This is a genomic window from Herbaspirillum sp. NPDC101397, assembly GCF_044767325.1.
GTDB lineage: Bacteria > Pseudomonadota > Gammaproteobacteria > Burkholderiales > Burkholderiaceae_D > Herbaspirillum.
In genome coordinates, this window is sequence record NZ_JBIWNS010000007.1 from 80353 (window position 1) to 101090 (window position 20738).

Below are 20738 nucleotides of genomic sequence, written 5' to 3' on the forward strand. Positions count from 1 at the left end.
AATTCGAAGACTTACGACTTTACGGGGATTACTGGCCTTCGCCGAATCGGTCCAGGATCAGCGCTTCCAAGGCATTGAAGCAATCCTGTTCGTCGGCGCCTTCTGTTTCCAGCAGCACTTTGGTGCCCTTGCCGGCGGCCAGCATCATCACGCCCATGATGGACTTGGCGTTGACGCGTCGCTTGTTGAAGGTCATCCAGACTTCGCACTTGTACTTCGACGCCAGTTGCGTGAATTTGGCCGACGCGCGCGCATGCAGACCGAGCTTGTTGATGATCTCAAGTTCTTTTTGAATCATGGCAATTCTTTCTTTGTGCTTTTATTGGGATGAAACGCGAATGCGGTTGTCGATCCGGACGGCGCCGCTCTGGCCGCCGGCCAAGGCCATTTCCATGACGACGTCAAGCGTGTCGTTGCGGTAGGTCAGCGCGCGCAGCAGCATCGGCAGGCTGATGCCTGCGATGATTTCGACATTGTCGATGGCGCACAGGTAACCGGTGCAGTTGGACGGCGTGCCGCCCATGACGTCGGTGATGACCAGCACGCCGCTGCCGTCGTCGAGGCGATGCACGGCGTCAGCCGCCATGCGCTGCACTTCCGCCGGGTTCTGGTCGGCGATGACGTCGATTGCTTCGATGCGTTCCGGCAAGCCGCGGAAGACATGCGTGGCCGCTGCGATGAAAGCCTGACCCAGCGGGGCATGCGTGAGGAGAAGGATACCGACCATGAATTTCTGCTTGCTTATATGTACGTTGCCAGACCGGGCGCCGGATTGATTGCTTCAGCTGCCTGCGACCGCAGCTTCCAGCGCATCGACGAACATGGCGGCAACATCGAAGCCGCTTTGCTGCGTGATTTCCTGGAAACAGGTCGGGCTGGTGACATTGATTTCTGTTAAATAATTGCCAATAGCGTCCAATCCTACCAGCAACAACCCCCGCTGCGCCAATACCGGCGCCAGTGCTTCGGCGATTTCCAGCTCGCGCGGCGAAATCGGTTGCGCCACGCCGAGACCGCCGGCCGCCAGATTGCCGCGCACTTCTCCGCCTTGCGGAATGCGCGCCAAAACATGCGGCACCACTTTACCGCCAATCAGCAAAATGCGCTTGTCGCCCTTGGAAATTTCCGGGATGAAACGCTGCGCCATGATGGTCCGGTTGCCGTTGTCGGTCAGGGTTTCGATGACCGAGCCGAGGTTCATGCCGTCCTGGCCGATGCGGAAGATGCCCATGCCGCCCATGCCGTCCAGCGGCTTGAGGATCACGTCCTTGTGTTCGTCGTGGAATGCGCGCAAGCGCTTGGCGTCGCGCGTGACCAGGGTCGGCGCGGTGTATTGCGGGAACTGCGCGATCGCCAGTTTTTCGTTGTGGCTGCGGATCGCCTCGGGCTTGTTGAAGACGCGTGCACCCTGCTTCTCGGCGAGCTCCAGCAGATACGTCGTGTAGATGTATTCCATGTCGAACGGCGGATCCTTGCGGATCACGATGGCGTCGAACTCCGACAGGAAAGTCGAGACCGGCTTGTCGGCGCGGTACCAGTCGTCGGCCTCGCCGGTGAGCGTGATCTTCGCGACGTTGGCGGTGACCAGGCCGCTTTCCAGCACGACGTCGGTCTGCTCGAACGCGTAGATGGCGTGGCCGCGGCGAGCAGCTTCACGCATCATGGCGAAGGTAGAGTCCTTGTAGGTCTTGAAGGTATCGAGCGGGTCGGCGAGGAAAGCGATTTTCATGAAATGTCCGTCAAAAATGTCAGCCAAATAAGATTAATAGACTTCCGGATTCGGATCGGTCTTTTCCATTTCCAGCGACGCCGCCAGCAGCGCCAGTCGCGCCACCACGCCGTACATGTAAAAACGGTTCGGCGCCGCGGTGCCGGGCTTGGCTTGCAAGTCCGGCAAGGCATGCTGCTGCTGGAACGCCAGCGGCACGAAATGGGCGCCGGGGGCGTTCAGGTTTTCGTTGATGTCGCGGTCGGCGTGGACGCGATAGAAACCGCCCACCACGTAGCGGTCGATCATGTAGACCACCGGCTCGGCGACGGCTTCGTTGATGCGTTCGAACGAATGCACGCCCTCCTGGATCACCAGTTCGTTGACTTCCAGGCCTTCCTTGCCGACCGCCAGCTTGCTGCGCTGCTTGCGGTTGAGATCCTTGACCTCGCTGGCGTCCTTGACCGTCATGATGCCCATGCCGTAGGTGCCGGCATTGGCCTTGACGATCACGAACGGCTGTTCCTTGATGCCGTATTCCTTGTACTTCTTGCGGATCTTCGACAACAGGCTGCTGACGTTGTCGGCCAGGCAATCGGAGCCGGCGTCTTCCTGCAAATTGAGCTCGCCGCATTTGGCATACAGCGGATTGAGCATCCATGGATCGACGTCGACCAGTTTGGCGAATTTCTTCACGACGTCGTCGTAGGCGGAAAAGTGGTTGCTCTTGCGGCGCACCGCCCAGCCGGCGTGCAGCGGCGGCAGGACATTTTGCTCGTCGAGGTTTTCCAGCACCGACGGGATGCCGATCGACAGGTCGTTGTTGAGCAGCACGGTGCAGGGATCGAAATTCTTCAGACCCAGGCGACGGCCGTTCTTGGAGCGCTCAAGCGGCTCCAGCGTGATGGTGCTGCCGTCGGGCAGATCGATCTGCTTGGGCTTCTTGATGTCTTCCAGGGTACCGAGGCGCACATTCAGGCCGGTCTGGCGGAAGATCTGCATCAGCCGCGCGATGTTTTGCAGGTAGAAGCTGTTGCGCGTGTGATGCTCGGGGATCAGCAGCAGGTTCTTTGCGTCAGGGCAATATTTTTCGATCGCGGCCATCGCGGCCTGCACGGCCAGCGGCAGCATTTCCGGCGACAGATTGTTGAAGCCGCCCGGGAACAGATTGGTGTCTACCGGCGCCAGCTTGAAGCCGGCGTTGCGCAGGTCGACCGAACAATAGAACGGCGGCGTGTGCTCTTGCCACTCCATGCGGAACCAGCGCTCGATCGCGGGAGTTGCGCCCAGGATTTTCTTTTCCAGGTCGAGAAGCGGACCGTTGAGGGCGGTGACAAGATGCGGAACCATAAAAGACCTTCTGCGCGTGCTGGGTAGCGATTGGACGAAATAGCGGCCGGTGATCGATGGAAACAACCGATAACAAAACCGACAGGAACCGGCCATTTTAGCGGGATTCTGGCTATTACGTCGCCCGCCACACGGCAATATCTGGTGGAGAGGCCTTTTACATGGCGGCGTTGTCGTTTTTTTAAAGAGACATAAAAAAAGCGCCCGGACCGGAGTCGCGGGCGCTTCTGAAAGGGGCGCAAGGCCCCCGGGAAACAATCAGGAGTGGTAAGCCGATTCGCCGTGGCTGGAGATGTCCAGACCTTCGCGTTCTTCTTCTTCCGTCACACGCAGACCGATCACGATGTCGACCAGCTTGTAGGCGATGAAGGAGACCACGCCCGACAGGATCACGGTAGTCAGCACGCCCTGGAACTGAATCCAGACCTGACCGCCGATCGAGTAGTCGGGAGCGACTGCGTTGGCGACGTAGTCATAGATACCTGTGCCGCCCAGGCTAGGCGCAGCGAACACGCCAGTCAGGATCGCACCCAGGATACCGCCCACGCCGTGCACGCCGAAGACGTCCAGCGCATCGTCCGAACCCAGCAGCTTTTTCAGACCGGTGACACCCCACAGGCACAGCAGACCGGCCAGCAGGCCCATCACAACCGCACCGCAGACACCGACGAAACCGGCTGCAGGAGTAATCGCCACCAGACCGGCGACGGCACCCGACGCTGCACCCAGCATCGACGGCTTGCCCTTGCCGATCCATTCACCGAAGCTCCACGACAGCACTGCAGCAGCAGTTGCCAGGATGGTGTTGACGAAGGACAACGCTGCACCGCCGTTGGCTTCCAGACCGGAGCCGGCGTTGAAGCCGAACCAGCCGAACCACAGCAGCGAAGCGCCGACCATGGTCAGAGTCAGGCTATGCGGCTTGAAGGCTTCCTTGCCGTAACCGACGCGCTTGCCGATCACATACGAACCGACCAGGCCGGCGATCGCAGCGTTGATGTGCACCACGGTGCCGCCGGCATAATCCAGCGCGCCCTTCTGGAACAACCAACCCGAAATCGCAGTCGCCTTTTCTGCAGCGGCAGCGTCGGTGAATGCATCCGGACCAGGCCAGAACCAGACCATGTGGGCCATCGGCAGGTACGAGAAGGTGAACCACAGGATCGAGAACACGATCACGGCGGAGAACTTCACGCGCTCTGCGAAGGAACCGATGATCAGCGCCACGGTGATGGCTGCGAACGCGCCCTGGAAGGCCACGAACGACAGTTCAGGAATCACGACGCCCTTGCTGAAGGTGGCAGTGGTCGAGTCGCCGTTGAGGCCATGCAGGAACAGACGATCGAAGCCGCCGAAGAACGCGTTGCCTTCAGTGAATGCGATGCTGTAGCCGTAGACGAACCACAGGATGTAGATCAGCGAGAAGATCACGAAACATTGCATCAGCACCGACAGCATGTTCTTGCTGCGGACCAGGCCGCCGTAGAACAGGCCGAGGCCTGGCAAGGTCATCAGGATCACGAATGCAGTACATACCAGCATCCAGGCCGTGTCGCCCTTGTTAGGGACCAGCACGGGTGCAGCTGCGGCAGCAGCCGGGGCTGCAGCGGCGGCAGGAGCAGCAGCGGCGGCAGCCGGAGCTGCTGCAGGTGCTTCGGCTTTCGGTGCGTCAGCCTTCGGCGCTTCCGCCGCAGGAGCAGCTGCAGCTGCAGCTTCCGGCTTCGGTGCGTCTTGCGCCTGGACCGGTGCGGCGAAACTTACCGCCAACAACAAGGTGCCAATTGCAAGCGCACTTGAAAACATTTTTTTAATACTCATTACTGTTCCCCCTTAAAGAGCGTCTTTGCCGGTTTCGCCGGTACGGATGCGGATAACGTCCAGCAGATCCTGTACGAAGATCTTGCCGTCGCCGATTTTGCCTGTGCGTGCTGCAGCCTCGATCGCTTCCAGCGCGCGCTCAACGATGGAATCGTCGACTGCGGCTTCGATCTTGGTCTTCGGCAGGAAATCCACAACATATTCCGCACCGCGATACAGCTCGGTGTGGCCTTTTTGGCGGCCGAAACCCTTGACTTCCGTCACGGTAATGCCTTGCACGCCGATTGCCGACAAGGCTTCACGCACCTCGTCGAGCTTGAATGGTTTGATGATCGCTGTAATCAGTTTCATACCGACCTCAATTAGAAAGTTTTGCTGAGGGAAACGACGAAGCCGCTCTTGCCGACATTCTTGGAACCATCGGAAACAGGGGTTGTTTGCACGCCATCCTTCAAATTGGTGCCCAGATACGCAACGCCCAAGGTAACACCGGCCAGTTCGTCAAACGACTTGCTCAGACCGATTTTCCAGTCGGTGTAGCTGTATTGGTCATTGGAGACGCCGTTGTTGCTGCCCTTGACGTTCTGACGACCGACATGCAGACCGAGGATCACGCCATACCAAGTGTCGATGTTGGCGCCCAGATCGAAGTACTGGCTGTACTTGCTGCTAACGTTGCCGAACAGATTGGTCAGCGATTGCGAGTACTTGAAGTACGCTGGACCGTAGCCCACCTGGCCGTAAAGTTCGAATGTATTGGCGTTCTTGGCGCCGCTGTTGGACAGCGTGTTGCCTGGGTAGTAGTAGTACAGACCGCCGACGTCATAAGTGAAGCCACCGCCGATATCGCCGCGTTTGCCGCCGTAGATATCCCACTCGACATTGCCTTTGGTGTTAGTGCCGGTCAGCGTGCCTGCATCCTTGATCCATTTGATGTTGGTCAGCCATGTGCCGAGATACAGACCGGTTGGATTGTGCGTGTAATCAGCTCCAACTTGCAAAGCCGGGTCGAAGCGCGTCTGAGTCAGGCCGCGATAGCGGTAGTCGTTGACGACGGCAGCATTGAAGGTAACTTCATTGTCTGGCTTAGGTGCGTCTTCCGCATGGGCGAAGCTGGCGACTAACGATGCTGCGACTGCTGTTGCAAGAATCAATTTTTTCATGGCGTCCCTCTAGGTTTCTGTTAAACAACAAATTGTTCATTTCTGCACAACTTGTATAGCAGGAGCCATGCCAACCCTTTTTTGGCGGTTTGCGTTACTTTTTTTAGCGCAAATCAACATTCCAATTAGGCATTTTTTCTTTTTTTCCCAAAAACAGTGCATTAGAGTGAAACACAAACCTTGGCGCACAACAATAGTGCGCAACAATTTCAACATAACATTTTCCACTGGGAAATTTTTGTTTTTTATGGTGCATGGCTGGGCGCGGTTTTGCCACCCAGTTGAGCACGCAAGAAACTGTTGCAAAAATGCAATGCCCTGCAACGATCTTACGCGGGATTTTCGGTGGTCGCCTTCTTATATTTGGACAGGCCGTCAACCCTTCGCAGGACCGGTGATGAACGTTTCCGCGCGACGCGATTCTGACAGGTAACGCCATCACGCCGATCACATGGCCGCCTTTTGCGCCGCTTTGTTTTCCCGCAGGACAACGAAAGCGCTACACTTGTCGGATCGTCACTACTAATAAAAGGAAGCATCATGGATAAGCCACAATTCTTCGAAGATATTCAATCCAAAATCAACAAGGCTATCGAGAACTCTCCGGCCAAGGATATCGAAAAGAACGTCAAGGCCATGCTGAGCCAGGGTTTCTCCAAACTGGACCTGGTCACCCGCGAAGAATTCGACATCCAGGCGCAGGTGCTGGCCAAGACCCGCGCCAAGTTGGAAGAGCTGGAAGCCCGCGTGGCCGAACTCGAAGCGCGCCAGAAAGCCTCCTGATCCGGTCACGATGAGCCTTGCTGTATTGAAGAGCCGTGCGCTGGCGGGCATGCATGCGCCGCAAGTCACGGTGGAAGTACACCTGGCCAACGGTCTGCCGTCCTTCACCATCGTGGGCTTGCCGGAAACCGAGGTCAAGGAATCCAAGGATCGCGTGCGCGCCGCATTGCAGAATGCGCGCTTTGAATTCCCCGCCAAGAGAATCACCGTCAACCTTGCGCCGGCCGATCTGCCCAAAGAATCGGGCCGCTTCGATCTGCCGATTGCGCTGGGCATCCTGGCTGCTTCCGGACAAATGCCCGGCGACGGCCTCGACGAGTACGAATTCGCAGGCGAGCTGTCGCTGTCGGGCGATCTGCGTCCGATCCGCGGTGCGCTGGCCATGACGTACGCCATGCGCACCTCGCATCACAGCGACGGTCGCCGACGTATCTTCATCCTGCCGCGCGACAATGCCGACGAAGCTGCGCTGGTCGCCGACGCCACCATTTTCCCCGCCGATTCGCTGCTGCAGGTATGCGCGCATTTCGCCGCGCGCGGCGCCGACAGCGATGCCCGGCTGACGCAGCACCGGCCGGCGATCAAGCCTGCCGCACCTGCCTATCTCGATTTTTCCGACGTCAAAGGCCAGTTGCAGGCCAAGCGCGCGCTCGAAGTCGCCGCGGCCGGTGGTCACAGCGTGTTGCTGGTCGGCCCTCCCGGCACCGGCAAGTCGATGCTGGCGGCGCGCTTTCCAGGTATTTTGCCGCCCATGACCGATGAAGAAGCGCTGGAATCGGCAGCAGTGCAATCACTGACCGGCGGTTTTTCCGCCGCGCGCTGGAAGGTGCGTCCTTACCGCTCGCCGCATCACACCGCATCGGGCGTCGCGCTGGTGGGCGGCGGCGGTACGCCGCGTCCGGGTGAAATTTCGCTGGCGCACCGGGGCGTGCTGTTCCTTGATGAGCTTCCGGAATTCGATCGCAAGGTATTGGAAGTATTGCGCGAGCCGCTGGAATCGGGTCAGATTACAATTTCACGCGCGGCGCGCCAGGCTGATTTTCCGGCGCGCTTCCAATTGATTGCCGCCATGAATCCCTGCCCCTGCGGCTACCTCGGCGCGCTTCATCGCGAATGCCGTTGCACGCCAGATCAGGTGACGCGTTACTGGCCATCGTCAAAGTTAGACACACAAATCATTAAAATTAGCGCCTAACTCTGACGATTTCACATTGTTAAACAGTAAATGCTATGTAATTGCCCGTCCTGCAACAGGCGTACAAATCAATGTAGTTGCAACAAAGTGGGGATAGCATGAACACATCTCATAGCTTTTTATGAAATGTGTTCCACGCTAGTAAGCTGGAATATTATGAAGGCGAGATATTGGACGCTGTCCATCAAAATGGTAGGTCTAACGGAATTTAATCCTAGCAATATAGATATTAAATTTCACCGAAGCCCAAGCAAAGAGACTTTGTTTAGCTCTCTTCGGAAATCTTTCTATCGTCGGTAAAAGTGTGGCCCACATCTTCAAGGACCCAAGCATACAAAGAAGTGTAAAACTCGCTAACTACATTGGTGGCCTGTCCCGAGTCTCGCGTTGCATGTTCAGTTCGCTGCCAATCGCTATAGCGATCGACACTAAAATCTCCCCACGCTTTTTCGACGTATTTTTTAAATCTATAAAAAATTTGGATATGCGTTTTTGATACTAAATAAGTAAAGTCGGCACCGAATTTCGTGAGATTTTGAAATTTCGGTTTCAATCCAATCCAGCACACGGAAAAGGACATGTCTTTGGATAAAGGACTGGAAACCCCTGATAGGACTCTCCGGGTTTTGACTACTTTTTTGGGTTCTTCGCCAGTAAATGCCGCGAGGCCGCCAAATAATGGATTCACGGTTGTTTCAAATTCTTCTGTAGTGTGAGTCGGACTTGCGAAGTAATTTCTGTCTTGATTTTGCAATAACCATTGCGCAATTTCTTTTCCGTACAAACCGTCGTAACTAGCTGAGAAATCCACCGAAACCTCAAACAGTTGTTCGACAGTTGGGTCAACTAATGGCGTACCTAATAGCGTATGTAATTGATCAATGTATTGCTGAGCCTCGGCCATCGTGGCATACAACGCCGCACGCTGTCGCACCAACTCAACTAAATTGGTAGTTCTTGCATTAGTAGAGGCCGATTCGACAGGCTCATCCATTTCGCAGTCCTCATTTTCTATAACGGCTATATTCACATCACCTAATTGATCGGCAGGTGGCAGCATATCCTTAATGAGCTCTTTGACATCTGCAGCATATGTACCAAACGTTTCGGTTTGATTCCCTTGCACAATAAAGTAGGGCACCTGGCCTCCTTTATTTTCGAAAGCATCCGTAACGAAATCAGCTATCGCTTTATATCTCACCAGTTCGGAGGATTGACTCACTACTCCGCGCGCAAAAGCGTTGGTAAAGTCACTTCCTCGAACGTCCGCATAAGAACGCTGATCACCTTCCGAACTTGCCATGAAGTATATTTTCGGATGCTTTCCCTTGATGAAATCTTTGTAGCTATCAAAGCGACTCGATCCATCCTTGATATACGCGACTCCCGAATAACATGCATCAACCACTTTTACAAATAGAACTGGCGACAGACTCAAAAGCATTTGATCGAGGTCCGAATTAGAAATCGATGTCTGCGCCGCACACGACTTGTCATAGTTCCGCAGTAAATAACAGAACTCCCCATTAACTTCCTCACCATGACCAGTAAAATAAAAAAAAAGATGACCGATGTCGTCATATTCGTATCTCCGAATAACCTCGGCCAGCTCCATCTTCACAGCTTCGGCATCGCGAGATTGGAGAACAACGACATCTTGAAACTCACCACCTCGGCGAGCCAATGCCTCTATCAGTGCGACATCGTTAGTACACGCGGGTAAAGGACGGTTGGGAGATTGATAATTCGTGACTCCCAGAATAATTGCCAGATTCTTGAACATATGTTTTTGTAGGACAATTAATCCACTTAGAACTATGGACTACATCGTCACTCCGCCTTTTGGAATGTGTTACCCAGGATTTTTGCCTTGGTTAGGACGTAGTTGCAAGATATCTCCGATAGCCATATATGTGTAGATCACATATCGATCAGCCTCCTGCCGACTAGTAATTGTTGCATGTGATCCCTTTTGTGCGGCCTGAAAAAGCGCGTCTAGCCTATCACCGAGAAAAGCCATTTGTGATCCGATGATCGCCTGCGTACGTTCCGAAGATGAGTTATCTTCAGCAAAACAAATCAGACGATTTATATAGTTGTCGGGACCGAGTTTAATTTCGCGGGTCTTTCCTCCCCCTTCAATTTTACGAGGCAGATCTGTCGCCGGAAATACGGCGTCTGCAAGGTCTTGAAGAACTCGACGGCATCCATGCACCGCATTCGACCAATCTTCAGGATTTTCCGACTGAAGATTTTCGTAAATAGCACTAAATTTTTGAACCGCGGAAGGGATGAGATCGCCGATAGATTTATCTACAAGGTCACGAATCCGCGAAAATACGTCACTCGCTATGCCTGAAAATTTAAGTTCTAGGTTCCGTTGAACAACATAGCTATGAATAAAAGAACGTCGAGACCCTAGTTTCTTAACAGACTCTTTTAGAGAATCATGTAGTCCCCGGCGTTCTATTAAATTCCCAGCATTGGCGTGCACAAACTGATTCGGATTTGCAGATGATATTGATACGTTTGCATCTCTCGCCGCATCGATACCAATTTTTGTTGCCTCAATTTCAGACTCAAGGTTTTCAATTGACTCTGAGATGCCATATTCGGTGATAACTTCTTCTTTATTTTTCTTCTGATACACGCGCCCCGCTAACTGCAGATATTTCCAGATGTCCGGTTTGAACCCACCGGGCCCCACAGGGTATCCTCCAGCTTCGTACTCAAAAATTTTTTGAAAGTCGAATTCATTCAACAATCTGGCTAACCGAGATGTTTTGAGCACTACATTTGTCAACGGGATCTCTGAAAGTTCGATATTCCGTAATATCTCCTCAGAAAGAAGAAAAGCCTCCTTACTTGCAGCCGCACTTGGTTTAATTTCATCACTCATATTTTTATATTTTAAATAAGTACATTAAGCAATAAAGGTCTCAAAGATATAGAGCACGCCATTTCATAGAGAACGCTATTTTATTTAGGTCGCATCTTTCCGTTAGCCCATGACGCGAACTGGAACAAAAATAGCGATCCTTATCTAAACGAGAGCAGGCCAGTTTCCCGTTTTCGATTTTGAGGATCAACTGAAAAATCTTCTGCGTAAGCTCTTCGCTAGTGGGCAACGAGTACTATTTCCATTGGCATCACTTTCGTCTACGCGCAGTTCTTGCATTCACTATGGATTCCAGCTCTCCTGAAATACGGTCTTTCCTTCAGGGTCTGTTTGAACAACTGTTACTGTTCGGCGAAATCCTTTAACCGCAGTATGATCTGTGACCTTCACATTTCCTCTGACCGTACCGTCACAACCTACGATGGTATACAGATCTACGTCCTCTTCTTGCATGAACCCTTTCAAGAAAGAACGATCGTGTCGAAGTGTTTCACCCTCTTTCAGAGACACCTTTTTTTCCCACTCGCTCATAACGCCTCCTTTAGCTCTTCATGACCGTGTTCCAATCGATGGAATAGCCCACTGCGCCCAACTCTCTTGCTAATGCAACCTTCCAAGCTCCAGCATCATCTAAGGTTGTCCATACTACGCCAGCGAAGTCCGTCGGGATCTCTAGATCGCCCTTCGCTAAAGCACACACACGCTCCCTGCCTAAACGCGCGATGAAGTATCCCAACTCTAATAGAACGTTTTGACGTGCACGTGGCCGCAGTAAATCAGCAGACTTTCCCCCGACATCATCAGGCGTTAACAGAACCACGACGAAACCAACGTCACTATTCGCCTCGATTTTCTCGATAATCGTGCGCCCTTGATTAGCCTGTTCGCTCAGAATAATTGCCTCAAGTCCGATACGCTCAATGAAGCGCGCCACTGATTGCTTAGCTGCATCATCATGTCCATGAACCACAAAGACTTTCGATGACAATGACATACTTGAAGCTACCGGCTTCACGGGATTTTCCGCATCGCCGACCTCATCTTCGAGCCACTTGATCGCAGTGTTTAAAGTCCGGATGGCATCGATCTTTCCCTTTGCAACATGCTCGCGTGCCTCGCGGCCATTGTCTACGTACTCCCCCAACGACATATATATCGCCCCGTGGTCTAGTTGGGTTGCATGTGAGTAGCGACGATATTCGACCGTGTCATGACCAAAAACTGAAGTCAAAGTACCCTCAATTTGAGTCTCAAGGGCCGTCTGTTCTCCACTGAATCGATCAGTCAGTTTGGTCGGATCGAATGTTTCGATGTCAGCAATTAGCCGTTGCAAGCGGGGAATTGCTTTCCGCATTTGTTCTGGACTCAGGTTTGCCTGTTGGGGCGACGACGGCTTCTTACTTGCCATTTATTGTTCCTATCAAAATCTATGCGATGACTGCATTTCTTGCAGCCGCGTTTTTAGAAAATGCGTAACGAATAATCGTCTGGCGCTCTTCACTAACAGTTTCAATGAGGAAATGAGTTCTGCCCGCAGCAGCAATAAATGTTCACCCCGAAATGCTTTTAACAGATTTTTTCTACAAGTACTTCGGTACCATAAACTGAATGGTCATAGAAGCGGACATGCCTTGCTAACCCAAAACTTAGACCTAAGGAGTTTAGGCGCTTAGTTTATCTTTAATGTGCTGGCTGATGCTTTCAGTCTGTTGGGCGTCAAAGCGCCGATACTTTATGTGATGTGAGGCCGTTTGTACCACTAGAACACATCGATTAACACACTCTTCAATCTGACCGCTAATTTGTAGGCGATCTACGTCGAAAATACACTCCAAACCTTCACCAAAAGCGATCAAATTAGTGCCGCTATTGGAGCGACGAATAGGTGTCATCGAATGGCATACGATATACGTGCCGATCATACGACGAAATAAAACTGGTATCTGGCGTGTTGACCAACCCAAGTCCCATAAAAACCATCGCCACTTTGTTCTCGCGAGGGGCTGAAAAATACTTACGCTGGCAATTTCTACGGGACGCTGGCCTATATTCGTTATCCTAGTCACCAGATTGAGGCGAGCACTTGCGCCCTGCTCTGCCCCACCTATAGTGATCTCGTGATGCCTTATCGTCGTTAGGTCAAGTCGCTCGCGCTCATTTCGAGAGGCTAGTCGAAGTGCGACCATTACAGACGCTGCAGTCGCTATCGCGGAAATCACTTGAGCCCAATCGACAAGTGTTTGTGGCCAAAAGCTTGAAATCACACATCTCCTCTTGTTTTTATAGTCCGAATGAGAAATTCTACTTCAGGTTGCCCAATGATCTCCTTGCACTATCATTGGGATCAGATCGTGTGATCAACCGGCTACCGTATTTCCTTTTGAATCGTCTTTAATCCCAAGGCTATGATTTTATTTTTGGATTTTGATGGCGTTTTGCATCCGCTCAATCGAGAGGAAGGAACACTGTCACGCCTCCCACAACTTGAGATCACTCTTCGGAAATTTAATGAGATAGACATAGTTATCTCTAGCGCCTGGAGACAAGAATATTCGCTGACTCAATTGCGTACATATTTCTCCGATGACATACAGAGGCGAATCCTAGACGTGACGCCAGTTTTGGATCATCTAGATAATCGATATTTGCGCCAGGCCGAGATCGATCTGTGGCTACGCGATGCGGGGCGTGAGTATGAGGGTTGGATCGCTCTAGACGACAGCGAGTGGCTTTTTCCTCCAGGATGTCGAAATTTAATCTTGGTCGATCCCGAGGTCGGATTCGATGAAGCTGTTGAAGATGCTCTACATCGCAAACTCACTCGCTAAACGAATTTCATCCCTTTCAATAGAAGAACATCTTAATGCGCCAATTACGTATCGCACTAACGATACGAACTAAGTAGTTGATTTTAAACGATTATTTGCAACATCCATCTATTTCAGTTACGATTCCCAGATCGTTAACATACCCACGCATCGGCACGCAAAATGAGCCACCGCGACCCCTCTTCCGAATTGGTTAGCTTTAGCGGCGAGCTTTTTAGACTTCGAGTTATTAGAGGTCTGACTCAAGCAGACGTGGCGAATGATGCTCGATTAAATCGAGGTTATTACTCGCAGATAGAGAATGCTCGTCGTGCGGCGCCTCCGCCAAATACGTTAAAACGTATTTCGGCGGCGCTTCGGCTTACGGAATTGGAAAGACAGAAATTGTTTGAACTGGCCCGCATGGATTGGTTGAAACCATATCGACTTGAGGCCACCGAGAGTGCGGCCGAGCAATTCGATTTTATAAGCAGTGCGTTAAATTTGCCGGCGGCCAAGCTACATCGAATCCGCGCAATATTGGAGGAAAAATAACTATGTAAAAAAGTAAAAAGCGACGAACCCCACAATTCGAGATCCGCCGCCTTTTGGCCAAAGATTGATATCTCTGACATCGCAATTCGAAGATATCGTTCTCTAGCCCGAAGGTCAACCCCCTGCTTGCTGAAATGCCGCATTATTCCGCGCCTGCCGTGGAAGGGAGACCCTATGCCTAAAGAAATCCATTCGCTTGGTTCGCCAGGTTGGCTAGACCATGTTTTTCACACCCCACCGGTGCGAGCCCTCAAGGGCCGTTCCAAATTTACTCAATATCATCAGTTCTGGTCGCATAGCCTTGGGCGCTATGTCGGTAGCCAAGGAAGAAATGAAGCACTCGCTGCATTGACCTTGGAATACCTCATTACCCTCGGCTACATAAGTAAATTTAAAGAACAGCCATTCAAAACAGAACCCCAGACATTCGGCGCGCAGATCGTGCCTGACTTCATTGCGGTGTCTCCGAGCAAGAAGATATATGTCATTGAGATAAAAAGCGCTCGTTTTATTACCCCCTTCATACAAGCCTCGCTGGACAGGAATCGCGAAGTCTTTCAACAGGCCGGACTTGCTTATGTTTGTTGGACAGACCAACACCCTCTCAACGTGGCGACACGGCACAACCTGCTTAACATGCTGCGGCACTCCAACATTATGCAACCAGATGAATGCATTGCGTTTGTGGAGCATCTTGAAGCATTTGGCTCCTTGTCTGTGGAAGAAATCCAGCAGCATGGTTACGACTACGGAGTCATTTACGCCGCAACTTGGTCCGGTAAAACGTTTTTCACTATCACGAAGGAATTCACTGCAACTACGTCTATCTCAACGCGACCGATGATTGATATTCCCGCAGTCTTCTTGGACAGCAGAAGTGACAGTGATCGCTGGTGGAGTTCCTTGGAGGGATGCTAGCCATGCCGATATCCTTGACAGCCAAAGTCCGCCTCCACGGTCTTTCTTCAAACAACTTTTCTTTCTCTCCTGGTCAAAAATTTGAACGAGATCTCACTGTCTTTATGATCATAGAAAGGCGAGAGGCGCATTGCGTAATCGAGAACTTCCGATCTCTAGAGAGAAAACTTATTGCAATGGATCAGCTCTACCAGATGTATTTGACCGAAGAGATCATTCCGTTGAGAGAAGCTCCTCCAGACATGCATCTCTCAGAAATCCAGATCCATGAGAATACGTTTAAGAGACAACAAATAGAAAGTCAGAGCTCTGCGGCAATAAAACATGGAATTTCGGTGTCCTACTTCATAAAAGCACTTCGCGCCTTAGGCCATGCGAATCTAAGACCGACACCGTTGTTGGCACTCGACTATGCAAAAATCTCAGACGCAGTGATTAAGTCCGAGGCCACTCTCGATATCACAATCCCTTCGCTCGATACCATCTATCGATGGTCACGTAAGCTGGATGCTGTTGATGGAGACATGCGGGTTGTTATTCCTAATTTCGCCAAGCGCGGAGGCCCTGGCCGAGGGCGTATTTCAACGGAGGCGATGAATGCCTTAGAAAATATTTGGAACCGAATCAGAAATGATCCTGAAAGCAAGATTCGATTCTTTGAGATCGAAAAAGATCTCAAGAAGCAACTACTCAGTATGGGAAATCACACGCATATTTTTACAATGATGCCAAGTCGCTCGACCATTGAGCGGCTCACAAAGAGAGAATTCGGTAATTACACGATCTGTTTCCGCAATCATGGTGCCCGATATGCAAAGAAGATCTTCCATAGCTGGTTCCCCAGGGATCGAGCTGAATCGCCTTTAGAGGTTGTCGAATTTGATGATAAGGATACTAGAGTCTTTCTGATAGACGACCGATCTGGACTTCCTTATGGTCGCGCCTTTGTCACTTCAGGTGTCGACCAATATAGCGCTGTTCCACTTGGCCTGTCGATCGGAGACAAGCACAGAAGCACAGTCTCCGCTCTAGATGCCTTTAGGCGAGCAATACTACCGAAGTCCTTATCGGATATCGAGTTCGCTCATCTTAAAAACGCTCCAGAATTCTTCGGCATCTGTTCCGTCGCAATTTTCGACAATGCGCTTTATAACCATTCAAAAGCTATTGAGCGGGCGACATTGGAATCATCCGGATCTATTTCCGCCTGGGCGACACCAGAGACAGGAACTGAAAAATCTATTGTTGAAGATTTCAATGACCGAATGAATTCGGGGCTGTTTGCGGAGACGCCAGGTTTTGTTGGAACAAAGCGTTCGCTTGATGGAGAACAGCATGCACTTGCCAGCGCAAATATGAGCCTGCTAGCTTTTAAGCAAAGGCTGCAAAAATGGGCATACGAAATCTACTGCAATACCCCTCGAAATGACGGATTGACACCTCGCCAACTTTGGCATTCAGAAATGCGTCATGTACACCAAAGACTCCCCAGTAATCTGAACCAGTTTGATTTCATTTTCACTGTCGAACATAGCGTTCAGTTGCGGCCATCAGGATTGGAGTTCACAGGTCTTTGCTATCAGAGTCCAGAACTAATTGAATTACAACGGAGCTGTGGAAGTAAATTTAGAGTGACATTTCGCTTTCACCCGAACGTACTTTCCAAAGTCTTCGTTTTAGACCCCCGAAGCAAAACTTATTTCATCGTCCATAGCACAACCCCCTCCTATACGAATAACTTAACCCTGTCGCAACACAAATGGATTCGCAAGATGGCACGAGATAGGGGCCAGAGAAATCCGGCCATTTTGCAACTCTTGGACGCTCGAGAAGAATTGCGACTACTAACGTCTCAAGCCGGCATGTCAAAGAACAGAAAAGACCGACGCTGGGCAAATACGATTGGGCCAATCTCAGCTTCTGAAGGCTCATCTGACGAACCGGCTGGCACCCCAGAATTCGTCAGTGAGCTTGAATATCAAATCAATCAGATCTCTCAGATCGAGCTCGGAAAACTCGATGATGCGTGGGATTTTCCAGAGGATTTCTAATCGTGGATCAAATATCTGAACATCGAGATTGGCGAGGCGTCTCTATTTTAGAGAGACAGCACTACATGGCAAATTCAATGCATGTAAATCACCCTGATTTTGTTCTGGCAGCAAACGAAATCCGACGCCGCTCCCTAAGGTGTGAAAATGAAAATGCCGGCGCCGGCATCCTCGTTTTAGCACCGTCCGGCGCTGGGAAGACGCATCTCTGTCGCTTTCTCAAGTCGCGATGGCCAGACGAGGTCGGCGACGCCATCACTCGTGTACCGGTCGTGAAATTTGATATACCTCCAAGCCCATCAGATCGATCGATGGGACGAGCCATGCTGGCTGCCATGGGAGATCCAACATGGAACGTAGGTACCGCGATAGAACTTGATTCAAGAATTCGAACACTGCTCCCTAAAATTGGGACAAAAGTTATCTTGGTCGATAACGTTCATGATGTCCCTGACAGACGGGGAGTCAAGGGCATACAACTGATCGGAAACTGGATACGTAATTTAATTGAGTCGAGTAAGCGCACAGTCGTTTTGCTGGGAACGTCTGCCGCCATGCCGATTGTGTACTCGAATAGTCAACTAAGACGGCGAACGGTAAAGCAGCTCCATATCGACTACTTTTACACAAACACGGATCGTCACTTAGCACTGTTCACACGCTTCCTGCGCCATCTCTATGCCGCTCTTCCTCTAGCGAATCCAGCGAGCGATCTAGATGAGTCTCTCGTAAAGGAAATTCACTACGCGACATTTGGCATACCTGATTACATCTTTCAGCTATTCATCGAAGCAGTAGCACTGGCGGTGGCTTCTGGGCGGGAACATCTTTGCCAAGAAGACTTTGCCAACGCATTTCCCCTCATTCACAAGGATGCATTGGCTTTGGGTCTCAATCCTTTTCTTCCTACAGGCCCAAAGCGACCACTAACACAGGAATATGAACCATTTTTCAATTGGTTCGATAAATCCAATCCCCCCCTGCGCTCACCGAGAGGGTTACATCCATGAGAGATTCAAGAATGCCCTACCGTTCTCGTCCCAAAAAACGACCAAACCGAAAGCCGCTCTTAGTCAGACCTCGTCCGCTCGAAGAGCAATGTCGGCAAGACTACTTGATGACTATCGTCGAAGACAATCATCTTCCCAGTTTTCAGATGCTGAATAAGATCCTGGGCGTAAGCTATGCCGATTTGGTAACGACACCTACGGAGATTCTTGTTGCTGCAATTGACGGCAAATGCTCTCTCGTTGAATGCAAACTGGTAGCGCGTGCACATGGATACGATTTAAATCGTATCGGCTTGGGAGGGCGCTCAAAAATCTGCCCCGAATGCGTTGCTTCTAGAATCCCAACTCCCCCATCGTTCAACCTAGGTTTCGAATTTTTCTGTGCAGCTCATCAACTCCTTCTACACAACACGTGCCATGCGTGTTCCGACTATCTTTTTTATCGACGGACAAAACGTCAGCATTGTCCGTGCGGCGCCGACCTAACGACCACCGAACGCATTGGTGTGCCCGAATGGCTTCCGCAGTTCTTTAAAATTTTTGCCCCTTGGCGGCTGCCAGGGCAAACCATGCCGGCGGGTATTGCAGAACTCGAATATGAAATCGGGCGATTTCTTCAAGGAGTGCTAATTGACAGCCCCTCTGTCACAGCGAAGGTGGCGTATCCGCAGTTTGGGCCGAATGATTTGGGCGAATTAGAAGTGTTGATAGAGAACTGGCCAAATAATTTTATGGAGAAGATCTGCTTGAGATTGAAAAACTTCAATGTGGACCGCGCGATGTATCTCAATTCCCCTTGGCAAAAGTCACTACCAGCTTTGGCCCCCGTCATAGAAGAACTTCGGTCTGCCCTTTCTTACGTGCCGGATTGAGATTGCCATGTTCTTGATACGGAAGTCACCATTGCTCGATGAATCCCTCTCATCATGGCGGCAGCGCTCGGGCCTCGAGAATGGATTTCATCGATTCCCGTTGAATCGGAATGAAAAAAATAAAGATCCTGACAGGCTTCCAGAAGAAAGAGATATCGATTGGATCCAACATTCGTTCTCCGTGGAGCGTCAATCGTTAGAAAGAATGACGGCCGACTATTGGATTGGCAATGCAAAATCTCGACTCTCCGGAAAAATTCGGTGGCTAATTGCACTAGAGGCCAATGGCAATTCTATCTCTTCCGGCTCAATGTTTTGCCCAATGTGCCTGCGAGAAGATGTAACTCCTTACTATCGAATCGCTTGGCGATTTGCCTTCGTTACCTCTTGTCACACACACGGTAGAACACTTCTTGATCGGTGCCCGCAATGCCGAGAACGTATATGGCCGACAGCAAGTGAATTTAAGCGGCGCAAGGGATGGCTCCCGGTTCATTACTGCTCAAGCTGTCGATCTGATCTGAGCACCTTTTTCTCTATTGAACAGCCAGGTAATTTTCGGTCTGTCTGGCCGGCACTGCGCAGCGATCAACTGCCCAATAGCATAGCCCAGGCATCGAACAGATATGATTATCTTCAAGGTCTTTGGGTTGTCTCACAATTCCTTATCCGGCGCCGATCCGAGAAACTTCGCGACAAGCTACGGCAGTCCATTTCCCCAGAACTAGCCATCGATTACTTTAAAGTGCATACGATCGAGCAACTAAATGTTATACAAAGACAACCTGTAATTCAGGCCGCAACCTGGCTTCTTGAATCTTGGCCTCACCGTTTTGTAGAAGTCGCTCAACATTCCGGTGTACAGCGACATCATTTCGGAGAAATTCTTCATATCGCGCCGGCCTGGTTTCAGACCATCGTTAGCGAAAATCTGACCGTCCGCCACTACCGGGCGATCAGTCTGAACCAAGCTACAGAGATGATCGACCGTCTCAAATCCACGAATCCCAAGACAACCAAAGCCGATGTCAGAAGAGCGTTGGGGATTTCTGAAAGCGCGGTGCTAAATGACTTGATGAGCCAGCGCCGCCACGCCACTCAACAAGATCTTTTGGCAATGCGGGATATATTTGAGGAACTCACTCTTACGACCCCAACCCGCAGAACCGCATTGGCCTCCGTTAAACGTGACTACCTCATCTTTTTACTGTCAGTCTTATTTGGCGGCACTATTGAGGAAATATGTGAACTTACTAAAGAGAGGGTACTTAGCCGGCTCCAAGCAGAACAACGCAGGGACAATGACCTCTACAGGTCTCTTTTGGCAAAGGCATATGATCTTCTCCAAGAGTACCCATGGAAAATGAAACCCAACGGGACTCAAGGCTTCGCTTCAAGATTCGGAGCAGAATTGAAGGGACACTCTGTTCGGTCACGCATCACCTTGATGATGGCGCCATTGGATCAAACTCTTTGGCGGAGCGTCGATGTCTTTCGATTTCTTTTCTCAACTCAACCTTTAGGACGAAGAGCAAAACGATTGAAGAAATTCACTGGAGATAAACATTGATTGCGGCAGGAATGCTCTTAGTCTGCAAAAATTATATCG

General features: G+C 51.2%; 20 protein-coding genes. 9 read left to right on the forward strand and 11 right to left on the reverse strand.

Annotation, left to right across the window (positions count from 1 at the left end; all coding sequences use genetic code 11):
• Positions 1-28: 28 nt before the first annotated feature.
• From ACIROW_RS17715 to ACIROW_RS17745, 7 genes are all read right to left on the reverse strand, one after another.
• Complete coding sequence (locus ACIROW_RS17715; protein WP_402277769.1) at positions 29-298, reverse strand: HPr family phosphocarrier protein; 270 nt, start codon at positions 296-298, stop codon at positions 29-31.
• Positions 299-319: 21 nt separating this feature from the next.
• Positions 320-727: a PTS sugar transporter subunit IIA gene (locus ACIROW_RS17720; protein WP_029363889.1), complete on the reverse strand. Its 408-nt coding sequence runs from the start codon at positions 725-727 to the stop codon at positions 320-322.
• 54 nt (positions 728-781) lie between these two features.
• On the reverse strand, positions 782-1729 hold the full coding sequence (gene gshB, locus ACIROW_RS17725; protein WP_402277770.1) for a glutathione synthase: 948 nt from the start codon (positions 1727-1729) through the stop codon (positions 782-784).
• A 33-nt stretch (positions 1730-1762) separates the two neighbouring features.
• Positions 1763-3058: a glutamate--cysteine ligase gene (gshA, locus tag ACIROW_RS17730; protein ID WP_402277771.1), complete on the reverse strand. Its 1296-nt coding sequence runs from the start codon at positions 3056-3058 to the stop codon at positions 1763-1765.
• Positions 3059-3316: 258 nt separating this feature from the next.
• On the reverse strand, positions 3317-4876 hold the full coding sequence (locus ACIROW_RS17735; protein WP_402277772.1) for an ammonium transporter: 1560 nt from the start codon (positions 4874-4876) through the stop codon (positions 3317-3319).
• A 12-nt stretch (positions 4877-4888) separates the two neighbouring features.
• The gene (locus tag ACIROW_RS17740; protein WP_007884397.1) at positions 4889-5227 is read right to left on the reverse strand and encodes a P-II family nitrogen regulator; all 339 of its coding nucleotides are present in this window, start codon (positions 5225-5227) and stop codon (positions 4889-4891) included.
• Between the two features lie 11 nt (positions 5228-5238).
• Complete coding sequence (locus tag ACIROW_RS17745; RefSeq protein WP_402277773.1) at positions 5239-6039, reverse strand: TorF family putative porin; 801 nt, start codon at positions 6037-6039, stop codon at positions 5239-5241.
• Positions 6040-6579: 540 nt separating this feature from the next.
• Here ACIROW_RS17745 and ACIROW_RS17750 point away from each other — a divergent pair.
• Together ACIROW_RS17750 and ACIROW_RS17755 are read left to right on the forward strand one after the other, a co-directional pair.
• Positions 6580-6822 carry an accessory factor UbiK family protein gene (locus ACIROW_RS17750; RefSeq protein WP_016836063.1) on the forward strand — a complete coding sequence of 81 codons (243 nt, stop codon included), beginning with the start codon at positions 6580-6582 and terminating at the stop codon, positions 6820-6822.
• Between the two features lie 10 nt (positions 6823-6832).
• Positions 6833-8017, forward strand: a complete 1185-nt coding sequence (locus ACIROW_RS17755; RefSeq protein ID WP_402277774.1) for a YifB family Mg chelatase-like AAA ATPase — start codon at positions 6833-6835, stop codon at positions 8015-8017.
• Positions 8018-8282: 265 nt separating this feature from the next.
• Here the strand turns inward: ACIROW_RS17755 and ACIROW_RS17760 are convergent, their stop codons facing one another.
• The 4 genes from ACIROW_RS17760 to ACIROW_RS17775 all read right to left on the reverse strand — a co-directional run bounded on the left by ACIROW_RS17760 (position 8283) and on the right by ACIROW_RS17775 (position 12324).
• On the reverse strand, positions 8283-9800 hold the full coding sequence (locus tag ACIROW_RS17760) for a caspase family protein (protein WP_402277775.1): 1518 nt from the start codon (positions 9798-9800) through the stop codon (positions 8283-8285).
• Between the two features lie 69 nt (positions 9801-9869).
• Positions 9870-10916 (reverse strand): hypothetical protein, encoded by a 1047-nt coding sequence (locus tag ACIROW_RS17765; RefSeq protein WP_402277776.1) that lies wholly within the window; start codon positions 10914-10916, stop codon positions 9870-9872.
• A 282-nt stretch (positions 10917-11198) separates the two neighbouring features.
• Entirely contained in the window at positions 11199-11447 is a 249-nt protein-coding gene (locus tag ACIROW_RS17770; RefSeq protein WP_402277777.1) for a hypothetical protein, read from the reverse strand.
• A 10-nt stretch (positions 11448-11457) separates the two neighbouring features.
• Positions 11458-12324 (reverse strand): TIR domain-containing protein, encoded by an 867-nt coding sequence (locus tag ACIROW_RS17775; RefSeq protein WP_402277778.1) that lies wholly within the window; start codon positions 12322-12324, stop codon positions 11458-11460.
• Between the two features lie 997 nt (positions 12325-13321).
• On the opposite strand from ACIROW_RS17775, the gene ACIROW_RS17780 reads away from it, so the two are divergent.
• The 7 genes from ACIROW_RS17780 to ACIROW_RS17810 all read left to right on the forward strand — a co-directional run bounded on the left by ACIROW_RS17780 (position 13322) and on the right by ACIROW_RS17810 (position 20699).
• Positions 13322-13744 carry an HAD domain-containing protein gene (locus ACIROW_RS17780; RefSeq protein ID WP_402277779.1) on the forward strand — a complete coding sequence of 141 codons (423 nt, stop codon included), beginning with the start codon at positions 13322-13324 and terminating at the stop codon, positions 13742-13744.
• 162 nt (positions 13745-13906) lie between these two features.
• The gene (locus ACIROW_RS17785) at positions 13907-14278 is read left to right on the forward strand and encodes a helix-turn-helix domain-containing protein (protein ID WP_402277780.1); all 372 of its coding nucleotides are present in this window, start codon (positions 13907-13909) and stop codon (positions 14276-14278) included.
• A 174-nt stretch (positions 14279-14452) separates the two neighbouring features.
• Positions 14453-15196: a hypothetical protein gene (locus ACIROW_RS17790; RefSeq protein ID WP_402277781.1), complete on the forward strand. Its 744-nt coding sequence runs from the start codon at positions 14453-14455 to the stop codon at positions 15194-15196.
• 2 nt (positions 15197-15198) lie between these two features.
• On the forward strand, positions 15199-17247 hold the full coding sequence (locus tag ACIROW_RS17795; protein WP_402277782.1) for a Mu transposase C-terminal domain-containing protein: 2049 nt from the start codon (positions 15199-15201) through the stop codon (positions 17245-17247).
• 2 nt (positions 17248-17249) lie between these two features.
• Entirely contained in the window at positions 17250-18257 is a 1008-nt protein-coding gene (locus tag ACIROW_RS17800) for a TniB family NTP-binding protein (protein WP_402277783.1), read from the forward strand.
• A gap of 107 nt (positions 18258-18364) precedes the next feature.
• Positions 18365-19129 (forward strand): hypothetical protein, encoded by a 765-nt coding sequence (locus ACIROW_RS17805; protein ID WP_402277784.1) that lies wholly within the window; start codon positions 18365-18367, stop codon positions 19127-19129.
• A gap of 7 nt (positions 19130-19136) precedes the next feature.
• The gene (locus tag ACIROW_RS17810) at positions 19137-20699 is read left to right on the forward strand and encodes a TniQ family protein (RefSeq protein WP_402277785.1); all 1563 of its coding nucleotides are present in this window, start codon (positions 19137-19139) and stop codon (positions 20697-20699) included.
• The last annotated feature ends 39 nt before the right edge of the window (positions 20700-20738 follow it).

What these genes read in the sequence shown, in the direction of transcription:
- ACIROW_RS17715 (WP_402277769.1), bottom strand. Translation starts at nt 298, where the DNA reads ATGATTCAAAAAGAACTTGAGATCATCAACAAGCTCGGTCTGCATGCG.
- ACIROW_RS17720 (WP_029363889.1), bottom strand. Translation starts at nt 727, where the DNA reads ATGGTCGGTATCCTTCTCCTCACGCATGCCCCGCTGGGTCAGGCTTTC.
- gshB (WP_402277770.1), bottom strand. Translation starts at nt 1,729, where the DNA reads ATGAAAATCGCTTTCCTCGCCGACCCGCTCGATACCTTCAAGACCTAC.
- gshA (WP_402277771.1), bottom strand. Translation starts at nt 3,058, where the DNA reads ATGGTTCCGCATCTTGTCACCGCCCTCAACGGTCCGCTTCTCGACCTG.
- ACIROW_RS17735 (WP_402277772.1), bottom strand. Translation starts at nt 4,876, where the DNA reads ATGAGTATTAAAAAAATGTTTTCAAGTGCGCTTGCAATTGGCACCTTG.
- ACIROW_RS17740 (WP_007884397.1), bottom strand. Translation starts at nt 5,227, where the DNA reads ATGAAACTGATTACAGCGATCATCAAACCATTCAAGCTCGACGAGGTG.
- ACIROW_RS17745 (WP_402277773.1), bottom strand. Translation starts at nt 6,039, where the DNA reads ATGAAAAAATTGATTCTTGCAACAGCAGTCGCAGCATCGTTAGTCGCC.
- ACIROW_RS17750 (WP_016836063.1), top strand. Translation starts at nt 6,580, where the DNA reads ATGGATAAGCCACAATTCTTCGAAGATATTCAATCCAAAATCAACAAG.
- ACIROW_RS17755 (WP_402277774.1), top strand. Translation starts at nt 6,833, where the DNA reads ATGAGCCTTGCTGTATTGAAGAGCCGTGCGCTGGCGGGCATGCATGCG.
- ACIROW_RS17760 (WP_402277775.1), bottom strand. Translation starts at nt 9,800, where the DNA reads ATGTTCAAGAATCTGGCAATTATTCTGGGAGTCACGAATTATCAATCT.
- ACIROW_RS17765 (WP_402277776.1), bottom strand. Translation starts at nt 10,916, where the DNA reads ATGAGTGATGAAATTAAACCAAGTGCGGCTGCAAGTAAGGAGGCTTTT.
- ACIROW_RS17770 (WP_402277777.1), bottom strand. Translation starts at nt 11,447, where the DNA reads ATGAGCGAGTGGGAAAAAAAGGTGTCTCTGAAAGAGGGTGAAACACTT.
- ACIROW_RS17775 (WP_402277778.1), bottom strand. Translation starts at nt 12,324, where the DNA reads ATGGCAAGTAAGAAGCCGTCGTCGCCCCAACAGGCAAACCTGAGTCCA.
- ACIROW_RS17780 (WP_402277779.1), top strand. Translation starts at nt 13,322, where the DNA reads ATGATTTTATTTTTGGATTTTGATGGCGTTTTGCATCCGCTCAATCGA.
- ACIROW_RS17785 (WP_402277780.1), top strand. Translation starts at nt 13,907, where the DNA reads ATGAGCCACCGCGACCCCTCTTCCGAATTGGTTAGCTTTAGCGGCGAG.
- ACIROW_RS17790 (WP_402277781.1), top strand. Translation starts at nt 14,453, where the DNA reads ATGCCTAAAGAAATCCATTCGCTTGGTTCGCCAGGTTGGCTAGACCAT.
- ACIROW_RS17795 (WP_402277782.1), top strand. Translation starts at nt 15,199, where the DNA reads ATGCCGATATCCTTGACAGCCAAAGTCCGCCTCCACGGTCTTTCTTCA.
- ACIROW_RS17805 (WP_402277784.1), top strand. Translation starts at nt 18,365, where the DNA reads ATGACTATCGTCGAAGACAATCATCTTCCCAGTTTTCAGATGCTGAAT.
- ACIROW_RS17810 (WP_402277785.1), top strand. Translation starts at nt 19,137, where the DNA reads ATGTTCTTGATACGGAAGTCACCATTGCTCGATGAATCCCTCTCATCA.